At 53.7% G+C, this 11,673-nt stretch carries 12 protein-coding genes; 8 read left to right on the top strand and 4 right to left on the bottom strand.

Annotated elements, in window-relative coordinates; genetic code table 11:
- Positions 1 to 32 precede the first annotated feature (32 nt).
- From ACZ5RG_RS05500 to ACZ5RG_RS05490, 3 genes are all read right to left on the bottom strand, one after another.
- Positions 33 to 359, bottom strand: a complete 327-nt coding sequence (locus tag ACZ5RG_RS05500; RefSeq protein ID WP_194944739.1) for a LacI family transcriptional regulator — start codon at positions 357 to 359, stop codon at positions 33 to 35.
- An 80-nt stretch (positions 360 to 439) separates the two neighbouring features.
- Entirely contained in the window at positions 440 to 1,861 is a 1,422-nt protein-coding gene (locus tag ACZ5RG_RS05495; RefSeq protein WP_089957701.1) for a heavy metal sensor histidine kinase, read from the bottom strand.
- On the bottom strand, positions 1,862 to 2,545 hold the full coding sequence (locus ACZ5RG_RS05490; RefSeq protein ID WP_089958025.1) for a heavy metal response regulator transcription factor: 684 nt from the start codon (positions 2,543 to 2,545) through the stop codon (positions 1,862 to 1,864).
- Between the two features lie 210 nt (positions 2,546 to 2,755).
- On the opposite strand from ACZ5RG_RS05490, the gene ACZ5RG_RS05485 reads away from it, so the two are divergent.
- Genes ACZ5RG_RS05485 through ACZ5RG_RS05460 form a run of 6 tightly spaced genes read left to right on the top strand, consistent with a single transcriptional unit; the run spans position 2,756 to position 7,258 of the window.
- Entirely contained in the window at positions 2,756 to 3,022 is a 267-nt protein-coding gene (locus ACZ5RG_RS05485; protein WP_228769235.1) for a hypothetical protein, read from the top strand.
- Positions 3,019 to 4,452: a TolC family protein gene (locus tag ACZ5RG_RS05480; protein ID WP_464447980.1), complete on the top strand. Its 1,434-nt coding sequence runs from the start codon at positions 3,019 to 3,021 to the stop codon at positions 4,450 to 4,452. Before ACZ5RG_RS05485 ends, ACZ5RG_RS05480 begins: the two co-directional genes overlap by 4 nt.
- A 15-nt stretch (positions 4,453 to 4,467) precedes the next feature.
- Positions 4,468 to 5,880 (top strand): multicopper oxidase family protein, encoded by a 1,413-nt coding sequence (locus ACZ5RG_RS05475; RefSeq protein WP_089958022.1) that lies wholly within the window; start codon positions 4,468 to 4,470, stop codon positions 5,878 to 5,880.
- A gap of 22 nt (positions 5,881 to 5,902) precedes the next feature.
- Positions 5,903 to 6,397 (top strand): cupredoxin domain-containing protein, encoded by a 495-nt coding sequence (locus ACZ5RG_RS05470; protein ID WP_089957691.1) that lies wholly within the window; start codon positions 5,903 to 5,905, stop codon positions 6,395 to 6,397.
- Between the two features lie 26 nt (positions 6,398 to 6,423).
- Positions 6,424 to 6,906: a DUF411 domain-containing protein gene (locus tag ACZ5RG_RS05465; RefSeq protein WP_089957688.1), complete on the top strand. Its 483-nt coding sequence runs from the start codon at positions 6,424 to 6,426 to the stop codon at positions 6,904 to 6,906.
- Between the two features lie 7 nt (positions 6,907 to 6,913).
- Positions 6,914 to 7,258 (top strand): copper-binding protein, encoded by a 345-nt coding sequence (locus tag ACZ5RG_RS05460; RefSeq protein ID WP_089957684.1) that lies wholly within the window; start codon positions 6,914 to 6,916, stop codon positions 7,256 to 7,258.
- A gap of 708 nt (positions 7,259 to 7,966) precedes the next feature.
- Here ACZ5RG_RS05460 and ACZ5RG_RS05455 read toward each other — a convergent pair.
- A complete protein-coding gene (locus tag ACZ5RG_RS05455) occupies positions 7,967 to 8,710 on the bottom strand; it encodes a hypothetical protein (protein ID WP_089957680.1) in 744 nt (247 codons plus the stop codon).
- Positions 8,711 to 9,283: 573 nt separating this feature from the next.
- Between ACZ5RG_RS05455 and istA the strand changes: the two genes are divergently transcribed.
- Positions 9,284 to 10,822, top strand: coding sequence for an IS21 family transposase (istA, locus tag ACZ5RG_RS05450; RefSeq protein WP_464447979.1), 1,539 nt, complete (start codon positions 9,284 to 9,286; stop codon positions 10,820 to 10,822).
- Positions 10,819 to 11,571, top strand: a complete 753-nt coding sequence (istB, locus tag ACZ5RG_RS05445; protein WP_100117900.1) for an IS21-like element helper ATPase IstB — start codon at positions 10,819 to 10,821, stop codon at positions 11,569 to 11,571. Before istA ends, istB begins: the two co-directional genes overlap by 4 nt.
- Positions 11,572 to 11,673: the final 102 nt, after the last annotated feature.

Here is an 11,673-nt window from a genome sequence, read left to right as displayed (position 1 = left end):
CAGTCGCCATCACTATCTTTTACAGTCCCGTCTCACCAAATCCGTAACCGCTGCTCCTCCCACAGCGCAGGCGGGTCCACCGCAAGATCAAACAGCGTCAGGTGATCCGGCAGCGTATCCTCCAAAATCGCCTCGACGATGTCCGGTGCCAGCGTAGTCAAATTCACCATCCGGCTGACGTAGCTGTTGTCGACTCCCTCCAGCGCTACATTTTCAGTCAGGTTTTTCAACTTGCCGTACTCCAGCATTGCCAACCACCGGTGGCCCCTGGCCAGCGCCAGTTCCAGCGGTGTGGCCGCCACGTCCCACGGCCGCAGCAGTTTCCCCGGTCGCCTTGATTGCTCATTGGGCAGTCTCATTTGTTTGCGCCCGCTGCGGCGGTTGTTATGAATCGGTACAGCGCGATCCGGCCCTCTCTTGTTCACGCAAAAGGCGTTATTCAGGGCCGACTAAGTAGTTCAGTCGCTTGCCTCATCCTTGCTTGAAGCCCTGGAAAAACAAGCCTGAATCGAGTCCACTCCTGGTCTGAAGTAACCGAGATCGCCCCGCCATGGGCCTCGACGATGGCTTTGGTAATCGACAGCCCCAAGCCTGCCCCGTCAGAAGCTGGGTGCCTGCGTGCTGAGTCTGCGCGATAGAAGCGCTCGAAGACTCTCTGCTGGACATCCAATGGAATCTCCTTGCCCGTGTTTTTGACAGTGACTTCAATTCCACGCGACGAACTTTCGATTCTGACGCCCACGACACCGCCGACTGGTGCATGCCTGAGCGCATTGGATAGGAGGTTGCTCAAGGCACGTCTGAACATCAAACGATCGCCATAGATTCGCCCATCACCTTCCACGCTCATCAAGATGCGTTTTTCGTCCGCAACGGCTTCATAAAATTCAACGAGTTCGCGAGCTCCTTGTGCTGCCGAGAAGGACTCCTTATGGGGCAGGTCTACCCCCCGCTCTGTCTTGGCGAGGAATAGCATGTCTGATACCACCCGAGCCAAACGCTGCAATTCCTCTGCGTTGGACGCCAGCGTATCTTGGTATGTCTTAAGGTCGCGTTGGGTGGACAGCGTCACCTGTGTTTGGGTGAGGAGATTGCTGATGGGTGTGCGAAGTTCATGTGCCAAATCCGCCGCAAAATCAGCAAGCTGTTTGAAGTCGTTCTGCAGGCGACCCAACATCTCATTGAGTTCCCTTGCCAAATCTGCCATTTCAATCGGGACGGCATCCTCGGGCATGCGCTCTTGCAACTGTTGGCCTGTCACTGCAGCGGCGCGACGTTTCATTGCGCGCAGCGGAGACATGCCTTGATGAGCCGCGAACCAAGCCAAGAATCCGCTTAGAAGAATGGCCAGCACAGCATAGATCGCAATGCTGCGCCGGAGCTCCCTCATGAATTCTTGGTGGTGCTGCGTATCGACGGCGAGTGATATTTGGAGCGGCCCGGCCATTCCCTGAACCATGCCAGCAGTAAAGCTCATCTCATGGAACTCGCGACCGCCACTCCTCCAAGACTGAAGCCCGTGGCCGTCGTCATTCGTGATGAATGATGCTTGCGTAGTCGGGCCGCTGTATCCGTTGGTCTGGTACAACTTTTCACCCTGCGGTCCTTTGACCAGAGCGTAAAGGCTGTGGTGATGGCTCAATGCTTCGTTCAGGCGACTGCGAGCTTCTTCATGGGATCGAGAACTGGCCAGAATGCCCTCGATCAGGTGCTTTTTATCATCCAAGGCGGCGCTATCGAGGTCGACGAAGTGCCTATCAGCCTCTACCATGAAAAGAAGCGCCAAGCCCAGGATGACCGAACTGGCCAGCGCTATAAAAAAGATGGTGAGGCGGGATGTCAGTGACAGCCTGCGAAACATCTAGCGACCCTCCGGCGCTTCGAGCACGTAGCCCATGCCGCGTACAGTTTGGATCAGCTTGAACTGGTGATCATCATCGATCTTGACGCGCAGACGCCTCATGGCCACCTCGATGACGTTAGTGTCGCTGTCGAAGTTCATGTCCCAAACCTGAGAGGCGATCAGCGACCTGGGCAGGACTTCTCCCTGCCTACGCATCAGCAGTTCTAGCAATCCAAACTCCTTGGCGGTGAGATTAAGGCGCTTGCCGTCTCGGGTGACGCGGCGGCGTAGCAGATCAAGTTGGAGGTCTGCCACCTGCAAGATCGTGGATTCGGTGCCACTACGACCGCGGCGCACAATGGTGCGAACTCGGGCCAAGAGCTCGGCAAAGGAAAACGGCTTGACGAGGTAATCGTCGGCGCCTAATTCAAGCCCCTTCACGCGATCTTCCACCTGATCGCGGGCGGTGAGAAACATGGCTGGCACTTGTAGGCCTTCATGACGTATCGCCTGCAGGACCTCCCAACCGTTCATGCCCGGCATCATCACATCCAGGATCGCGAGATCGTAGTTACCGCCAAGAGCTAGGTGAAGGCCGTCGGGCCCATTTCTGGCCAAGTCCACAACGAAACCGGCCTCGATCAGTCCCTGGCGCAGATATGCCCCGGTCTTAGGCTCATCTTCCACAATCAAAATTTTCATTGGCAACTGACCCTCTTTGGCAGACCTGAGTATGACGACTTCCATTTGTTGCGATGGCAAGATGACAAATATGTAATCTTTTCGACATCGTGCTGACGACTTGGTATTTTAATAATTCCCCCTATCTATGTTACCGATCACATTGAGGAAACCATGCTCGTCAGACGTTCACTATTATTCGCACAGACATGTCTCGCCCTGAGTTGTGCCATGTTAGCTGGTGTAGCCGCGGCCCAAGCCACCAGCGAGCCCGTGAAAAATCTTTCGGTGGTGGAAGTTGAGTACAAGTCTGCACTTAGTGACTTCCGCCCCTATAACGACCAGGCCATTCAGTCATGGGTCAAAGCCAACGACTTGGTAGGTCGTATTGGAGGCTGGCGCAGCTATGCCAAGGAGGTCGCGACAGGTGAGGCCCTGAAGGACGCCTCTGACGTGCCTGATACGCAATCTGGTCATCATGGGGGAGTCAAGCCATGAAGCGCATCCCAAGCACCTCGCTAGGGAAACTGGCGCTATCCGCGATCGCCTTGGCCACGCTTGCCGGTTGCGCCACTGTTAGCCTCGAACAAAACGTTGCCCGGGTGAACGAGGAGGCCAAGAGTTTTGCCGAAGGGCAGATTTCTCTCGCGCGGACTGCCGATGAGCGCGAACAGCGTGCGCAGGCGGCCCAGAAGCTGCTTCAAAACATTCTGGGTCAGCGCGAGGCGGTCCAGCTGGCGCTCGTCAACAGCCCATCGCTCCAGGCGTTGCTGGCTCAAGGTTGGGCGGAGTCCGCAGATGCGGCACAAGTGGGCACGATTGCAAACCCGGTCTTCTCCCTGGAACGCATGGTGGCCGGTGATGCGCTGGAGTTAAACCGTGCGCTTTCCTTTGGTCTGCTCGATATTCTGACCCTCCCTAGTCGCCAGGGAATCGCCAACCGTCGCATCGAAGTGGCCCATCTGCGACTGTCGAGTGATGTGGTCGACCAGGTCACCCGCGTGCGCCAGGCATGGGTCCGCGCCGTGGCTGCCCAACAGACGCTTCAGTATGCCAAGCAGGTGTATGAAAGCGCTGCAGCGAGTGCCGAACTGGCTCGCAGGATGCAGGCCATAGGCAACTTCAATCGCCTCACACGGGCTCGTGAGCAGGCCTTCTATGCGGACGCAGGGACCCGATTGGCAACAGCAACTCAGCAAGTAACTGCTGCCCGCGAAGAGTTCGTACGCGTACTCGGTCTGGATGCCCAACAGGCCCAGATGCTCAAACTGCCGGACCGCTTGCCTGAACTACCCAAACAGGCGCTCGATCCGCAGGGCGTTGCGACGTTTGCTACGCGTAACCGCCTCGACATCCGTCTTGCCCAAAGCACACTGGATGCTTCCGCCAGAGCCCAGGGTTTGAACATGGTCACCAGCATCACCGACATTGAACTGAGGGCCATGCGCAACACCAGCACGAACAGCGTGGCGGGTGAGCGCAGCGTAGCGCGAGGGTATGAAATCGCGGTACGCCTGCCCATCTTTGATTGGGGGGGCATGCAGCGCGATGCCATGAACGCACGCACCTTGGCCGCAGCCAATCAGCTTGAGGCGACCGTCCGCTCGGCGGGTTCAAGCTTGCGAGAAAGCTACTCATCCTATCGCACGGCTTATGACATTGCACGGCACAACCGGGACGAGGTGATACCGCTTCGTAAGGTGATCTCAGAAGAGAACCAACTGCGCTACAACGGAATGATCATCGGCATCTTCGAGTTGCTGGCGGACTCACGTGATCAGGTCTCTACGGTCATGGCTGCGATCGGAGCCGAGCAGCAGTTTTGGCTAGCGGATGCCGCGCTACAAGCCTCACTGGTCGGGCGACCGATGAACACTCCGCTGGCAGCCATGCCCAGTGCGCCAGCCGGTGGCGCTGCGCCTCATTGAATGAAAGATACAACGATGACTTCCAGAAGAGACTTTTTTAAGTACGCCGGGATTGCTGGTGGTGCCGTGGCCGCCAGCGCGGTCAGCCGCGTGGCGATGGCCGCTCTGCCTGAGCCTGTAATACAGACCAGCCCTAACACCATGGCGCCGCTTGTCCCCAACAGCGGACGCGCCTACAACCCGGTGGTGACGCTGAATGGATGGACTTTGCCATGGCGCATGAATCAAGGCGTCAAGGAATTTCACCTGGTCGCCGAACCAGTAGTGCGGGAAATGGCCCCTGGCTTTAAAGCCCATCTCTGGGGCTACAACGGCCAGAGCCCGGGGCCCACGATTGAAGTGGTCGAGGGCGATCGCGTACGGATCTTCGTGACCAACAAGCTGCCAGAGCATACCTCCATTCACTGGCACGGGCAGCGCCTGCCCAACGGCATGGACGGTGTGGCCGGACTGAACCAGCCGGCTATTCCCTCCGGCAAGACGTTTGTTTACGAGTTCGTCGCGCGCCGGCCTGGCACCTTCATGTACCACCCGCATGCTGATGAGATGACACAGATGGCCATGGGCATGATGGGCTTTTGGGTGACCCATCCTAAGGTCAAGAATGATCTGATTGATGAGGTCCAGCGAGACTTCTGCTTCCTACTCAACGCCTATGACATCGATCCGGGCAGCTACACCCCCAAGATCATGACAATGCTGGACTTCAACCTGTGGAGCTGGAATAGCCGGATATTTCCAGGCATTGACAGCCTCAATGTTCGCCTGAACGACAAGGTGCGTATTCGCATTGGCAATCTGACGATGACGAATCACCCCATACATTTGCACGGCCATGAGTTCCTCGTCACTGGTACGGACGGTGGCCCGACACCCAAGAGCACCCGCTGGCATGAAGTGACGACCGATGTGGCCGTCGGTCAGATGCGACAGATCGAGTTTCTGGCAGATGAGGAAGGGGACTGGGCCTTCCACTGTCACAAAAGCCATCACACCATGAACGCCATGGGCCATAACGTTCCGACATTGATTGGTGTGGATCACCGTGGCATCGCCAAGAAGATCAATAACCTGATTCCAGACTACATGGTCATGGGTGAGCGTGGTATGGCCGACATGACTGAGATGGAAATGCCCATCCCTGACAACACCGCTGCGATGATGACTGGCCAAGGCCCCTTCGGATCGGTCGAAATGGGTGGCATGTTCAGCGTTCTGAAGGTCCGCCGTAATCAAAAGCCGGGGGACTACAAGGACCCGGGTTGGTACAAGCATCCCGAAGGCACGGTAGCCCATGAGTACACCGGGCCGTTGACTGAACCAGCGCGCTTCAAGGCGGAGGGTGGGCAGTCCATGCCTCGCGCCCAGATGCCCGCCAAGACGACCGAAGTCAAGGTGCGCAAGCCCTCATCACATAGCAATCACTGAATTTTTTTTCCGGAGTTAACGAATGAAACCCAAGCACATCACTTCTCGCCAAATCTTTGTTTTGGTTGCTCTGACCCTGTCAGCGTCGGCTTTTGCGGCTGGAAAGCACGCCGGTGGGCATGGCCATGCTGACGAGGAAACCGCAATTGGCAAACCAGGTGTTGCCTCCAAGGTAACGCAGACCATCAATGTCGATATGACGGATAACATGCGTTACACACCCTCATCTATTCAGGTCAAGCAAGGAGAGACGGTCCGCTTTGTTGTCAAGAATCAAGGAAAGGTCAAGCACGAATTGAGTCTGGGCACCCAGAAGGAATTGCTCGAGCATCTGGAGCAGATGAAAAAATTCCCAGATATGGAACATGACGAACCTGGCAAAGTGACACTATCTCCAGGACAGCAAGGCGAAATTGTTTGGCAATTCACGAAGACTGGAACCGTAAATTTTGCCTGCTTGATGCCAGGCCACTACGAAGCTGGGATGAAGGGCGCGATCAAGGTTGGCAAGAAGTAATTTCATTACAGGATAGGGCTGCTGAAATGACTGACAAAAACAGTTCAAAAAATTCAACGAGGCGGTTGCTATTGTTGGGAATAGCTTCAATGTGCTCGTCCTCAATTGCTATTGCAGCCAGCCCAAACGCTATAGCTATACAAGTCTGGAAAGACCCTAACTGTGGCTGTTGCAAAGACTGGATTATTCATTTAGAAAAGAATAATTTTTCTTTGAAAGTAAACGATCAAGGTAATAACGCAGCGCGGGCTCGACTGGGTATGCCTCAAAAGTTCGCTTCATGTCATACAGCTCTGGTCGGTGGATATGTGATTGAGGGGCATGTGCCAGCCGAAGACATTCAACGTTTACTCAAAGAAAAACCACAAGCGTTAGGTCTTGCCGTTCCGGGGATGCCTATCGGATCTCCTGGAATGGACGGTCCTGTCTACGGCGCAAGGCGTGACGCGTATCAAGTCTTGCTAATCCAAAAAGACGGATCATCAAAAGTTTTTAACTCTTACTCATGAGGAAAATATGAAAAATATTCAAACGAAAATTGCAATTGCACTATTGACCATTGGTGCGGCTCTTCCCTTAAGCAGTTTTTCCCAAGCTGTCATGGATCACAGCAAGATGAACATGTCTCAAATGACGCCGTCTTTAACCGACGGAGAGGTCAAGAAAATTGATCTCGAAACTGGCAAGGTCACGATCAAACACGGCGAAATCAAACATATGGATATGCCGGGAATGACAATGGTATTTACTGCTAAAGATAAGAGTTTATTGACCAGCATCAAGCCAGGCGAAAAAATTAAGTTTATGGTGATCAATGAAGGTGGCAAGATGATCGTCACTGACATCCAGCTAGTTCAGTAAGAAAACGTCGCTGCATCGAAAATGTGCAGGGCTCCCTGTTCATTGGGCGTCATAGCCTGTTGTGCAAATTGGCCCATGCATCAATGGATCCTATCCGTCAGCACTGGATAGGATGTGTGGTAGCGGTCATTGGCCTATGACCGAACTGACCGGCTGCCGAGCCTGATGGTTAAAGATCGACCGACCGCTACTGGCAGAAAGCCCACAAATGACTGCGGGACACGACCGGCAGCAACCGCTACAAACAAGTCAACGTCTTAAAAGATGTGACCGGCTGCAATGGGTCGGAAGCTGACTGACAAAATTTGTGTTGCGAAATAGGAATTTGACATTAAATGCGGGGGGGGGGCTACCGTCCAACCCATGGAAGAGTTAGTGTTAAAGCCATTGATCTCATTGACTGTCCACTGACACTAATTTTGGAACCCACACACGCAGAAACACGTTTAAGAATGGCTGAGGCACAACGCGGCAAACCAATCTGGGAGACGTGGGTTGACCGGGCTGGGCCTGTCAAGCTCTTGAAACGAGCCGACTATGGTCAGACTGCTTTTGGCTGGGGTGGGAGCAACGGCCCTTGAAGAAAGACGGCGGTAATGGGGGCCTCGCTGGTTGAAAACCAGGTTGACCAAGGTCGGTCCAGAGAAAAACCATTGACCAGATGCCCAAGTTTCAGATGTCGGTTTGATTTGATGTGCGACCAAGGGGTCATCGATTGATCTCACGGGAGAAGATGACCACTTCCATTCGCCATTCAGGGGATGGGTAGATCCAGTGTTTGCACTTGAGATCAATTTCATGGAATAGATCGAGTGCGATAGGCGCAATCTCTGGCAACACCTTCACCCAAGACTGGCAATGGTGGTAAGCGTTAAGCGCCAACTCTCGTAACTCTTGAGAGGAAATCAATTCTGATTTTTTGACGAGCAAGATGAGCGCAACCAACGCTTCAAATGTTCCGATTTCTGCCAACCGATAGGCCGTTTTTTCATCAAATTTCTGGAAACGATCTGGTTGCGGGATGGCCTGAAGCATTGGAGGTGCTGAAACCATCAGGAGATCCGTGATAGCAGGGGCTAATGCTTTCAGCTGATCGTCAATCCATCTCTGATTGAGCTGATCCCCACGCAACACAGCCCAAATAGGCGAATCAAAGTAGGACGCAGTACCGGGATAGTTTTGATCGGCAATATCAACTGAATATGGCTTGCCGACCATTCTTCGCGGGACACGCAAACCCGTTTGATAGCCATCCCATTTACGCGGGCGTACCACCCCTGCCTCTTTGTGTTTAACGATGGACGGCTCTATTGCCAACTCAATGGCGTAGGCACTTGGCAAACCCGACCTGGCTTTGACGGCATAAAACCAGACCTTCGTGCGCAAGACATCAATCGGATTTCGCTTGGGGCGACCCGGCTTTGGCGGTTGCAAAAAGGTGGGCATGGTCATGGTGTACAGAAACTCCGATTATCCGTTCGGGTTCCACAATTGCTAACTTTCGGAAACACTGCGTGACAACCGTAGAGAGACCCGAACAAATGACCACGAGTTCATGCGAGCCAGGCACCTTGGCTGAAAAATTGAAAACAGAAATGGAGCAAACCCATGGCCCACTGCTGGGAGGCCTGCGGTTGGCCAACGCTCTGGGACACGCCAGTGTGGCGGGGCTAAGACAAGCCAGATACCGTGGTCAAGTCGCCGTAACGCTGTTCACGTTGCCACATCGACGAGGTTTTTATGCACTCACCAGAGATGTCGCCCACTGGCTTGCGCAGGCACGGATCACGTCTAGCACTGAATAAAACGAGGAGGAAAAAACCAGAACGACGCTAAATCTAGCCACCCAGAAACGCAAAAGCCCGAGGCGGACACCTCGGGCCTAGCGTCCGACCGAAGCCGAATCAAGTAGTACCTTGTGGGTTGGAGTATCGGTCGAGCATCCCCTCATGTCAAGTGGGCGGGAGTGGGTTAACTCACCCCGAGTGCATGCCTCCTGCACTCGTTTGACCAAAGGAGCAGCCCATGAGGCTACCCGTTCATTTGCAGCGTGACATTGCACGCCAGCACTTTTATGACCCGACGTTGGCTCACCGAGCAATTTCAAGAACAACAGGGACGCACCACGACACGATCCGAAAATTTCGACAGCAAGTGGATGCCTCTGGCTTGAGTTGGCAAGAGCTTTCGCCGTTAGATGATGATGCCTGGCGGGCAGCACTTGGAACCCAAGATCGATCTATTGCGCAACTCAAGACGCATCCAGATTGTGAATTGATTCATGCCGAAATGCGGCGACCCGACGCAACTCTGGAGCGTCTTTGGCGAGAGTGGCGCGAGACCACCCCCGACGGGGTGGGCTACTCACAATTTGCCATGCTCTATAGAGCTTGGACAAAAAATCAACATGTGGTGATGCGACGCACGCACCGACCAGGTGAAAAGCTGTTTGTGGATTTTGCGGGCCGGACCGTTGAAATCCGAGATCAAAACGGTGGCCCATCGACCTTTGCTCAAATCTTTGTGGCTGTGCTTGGGTACTCAAACTACACGTACATCGAAGCTACGGCGAGTCAGACCACCAAAGACTGGCTGAAATGTCACGCTAATTGTTTCGAGGCTCTGGGTGGTGTGCCAGAGTGGGTCGTCAGCGACAACCTTAAAGCGGCCGTTTGGCGGCGTGAACGGGATCGAACGGTGATCAACCCCGCCTACAGAGATTGCCTGAGCCATTACGACACGGCACCTTTACCAACGGGGGCACGAAAACCCAAACACAAAGCCAAGGCTGAAGTGGGAGTGCAAATCGCTCAACGATGGGCTTTGTTTTCACTTCGTGATCGCATTTTCTTCAGCCTTGCCGAGTTGAATGCAGAACTCCGGATCAAGGCCGAAGAAATGAATCGCCATCCATTTAAACGGCTCCCTGGCTGTCGATTGGATCGCTTTTTGGAAACAGAAAAAGCGAGCCTCAAGCCATTGCCTGGAACGGCATTTGAATTGAGTGATTGGCGATATAGCGTCAGGGTACAGGATGACTATCACGTCGAACATCAAAGACGCTTCTATTCAGTGCCTCACACGCTTGCACGAGAAAGCGTGGACCTCAGGTTTACAGCCACTGTGATTGAAATTTTCCACCGAGGTCGAAGGGTTGCCCTTCACCCTTTGATTGAGATACAAGGAAATGCCAGAACGATACCAGAGCATCGGCCCGTCATACACAGCCGAGTGCTTGATGCCGAACCTCGGGCATTGTTGGCATGGGCGATGAACGTCGGCGGCAATGTGGAGTTGATGATTCGGCATCAACTTGAAAACCGAAGCGACATCACAAACGGCGTCAAAGCTGCACTACGAATGCGTGACCTCGCAAGGGACTACGGTGAGGCCCGATTTGAAGAGGTCTGCGCCTACGCGATGCCATTGAATATCACCTCACTTCGCAGCATCACATCCATCCTCAAAGAGGATGCAGACAAACGTTTTTCTATCACTCAAGCACCCAAAGTCAAAATCATTGGTGAATTGCGTGGTCCTAGTTATTTTGGAGAATCAGCATGAGCAGCACGCAACAAACCATCGCTCGCCTTCGAGAGCTCAAGCTCGTTCCAATGGCTGATGCTTACGACATGCAGCTTCAGCAACCCAAATTGCATGATGTCAGTTTTGATGATCGCTTTGCAATGCTTGTTGATCACGAGGCATCCGAGCGAGAGGGCCGAAAGTTGAAGCGTTTGATCCGAGGCGCAGGGATGCCTGAATTGGCTTCATTTGAGGATGTGGAATACAAGGTAAACCGTGGACTAGACAAGGCACAGTTGGCATCTTTGGCAAGCTGTGATTGGATAAGGCGTCAGCAAAATCTGATCATCCAAGGCGCTACGGGTGTTGGTAAGACGTGGCTTGCGTGTGCATTTGGCCAGCAGGCGTGCAGGCTAAAAATGCCAGTCCTGTTCTATCGCGCCAGTGATCTTTATGGGGCAATCACAGAGTCATTGCTTGATGGCTCATTGCCCGCTCTGAAGCTGTCATTGAGCAAACCAAGTATGTTGATACTTGACGATCTGGGTTTGGGTGAGATGAATCAACATGCGTCGCAGTTCTTGCTTGATGTGATTGATCGGCGAATGCGCACAGGATCATTGCTCATTACAACGCAATACCCAACTGACCAATGGCATGGGTTCTTTCCTGATCCCACGTTGGCTGATGCGATATTGGATCGCGTGGTGCATCAATCGCATCGGTTATCTCTGAAAGGGGAGTCCATGCGAAAAACAATGGCTCGCAAAAAAATGCAATCCAGCTGATAGTCTGAGTAGTCAGATTGACCATGTCAGTCTGACTACTATCTGGTCAAATCGCCATACTTTTTTCTTTGGTCAACTTGCTGGACTGAGTGGTCAGCTTTG

The organism is Limnohabitans sp. TEGF005 (assembly GCF_055394835.1).
Note: the sequence above shows the minus strand (reverse complement) of the source record. Positions and strands in the feature narration are given on the sequence as shown.

What these genes read in the sequence shown, in the direction of transcription:
- ACZ5RG_RS05500 (WP_194944739.1), bottom strand. Translation starts at nt 359, where the DNA reads ATGAGACTGCCCAATGAGCAATCAAGGCGACCGGGGAAACTGCTGCGG.
- ACZ5RG_RS05495 (WP_089957701.1), bottom strand. Translation starts at nt 1,861, where the DNA reads ATGTTTCGCAGGCTGTCACTGACATCCCGCCTCACCATCTTTTTTATA.
- ACZ5RG_RS05490 (WP_089958025.1), bottom strand. Translation starts at nt 2,545, where the DNA reads ATGAAAATTTTGATTGTGGAAGATGAGCCTAAGACCGGGGCATATCTG.
- ACZ5RG_RS05485 (WP_228769235.1), top strand. Translation starts at nt 2,756, where the DNA reads ATGTTAGCTGGTGTAGCCGCGGCCCAAGCCACCAGCGAGCCCGTGAAA.
- ACZ5RG_RS05480 (WP_464447980.1), top strand. Translation starts at nt 3,019, where the DNA reads ATGAAGCGCATCCCAAGCACCTCGCTAGGGAAACTGGCGCTATCCGCG.
- ACZ5RG_RS05475 (WP_089958022.1), top strand. Translation starts at nt 4,468, where the DNA reads ATGACTTCCAGAAGAGACTTTTTTAAGTACGCCGGGATTGCTGGTGGT.
- ACZ5RG_RS05470 (WP_089957691.1), top strand. Translation starts at nt 5,903, where the DNA reads ATGAAACCCAAGCACATCACTTCTCGCCAAATCTTTGTTTTGGTTGCT.
- ACZ5RG_RS05465 (WP_089957688.1), top strand. Translation starts at nt 6,424, where the DNA reads ATGACTGACAAAAACAGTTCAAAAAATTCAACGAGGCGGTTGCTATTG.
- ACZ5RG_RS05460 (WP_089957684.1), top strand. Translation starts at nt 6,914, where the DNA reads ATGAAAAATATTCAAACGAAAATTGCAATTGCACTATTGACCATTGGT.
- ACZ5RG_RS05455 (WP_089957680.1), bottom strand. Translation starts at nt 8,710, where the DNA reads ATGACCATGCCCACCTTTTTGCAACCGCCAAAGCCGGGTCGCCCCAAG.
- istA (WP_464447979.1), top strand. Translation starts at nt 9,284, where the DNA reads ATGAGGCTACCCGTTCATTTGCAGCGTGACATTGCACGCCAGCACTTT.
- istB (WP_100117900.1), top strand. Translation starts at nt 10,819, where the DNA reads ATGAGCAGCACGCAACAAACCATCGCTCGCCTTCGAGAGCTCAAGCTC.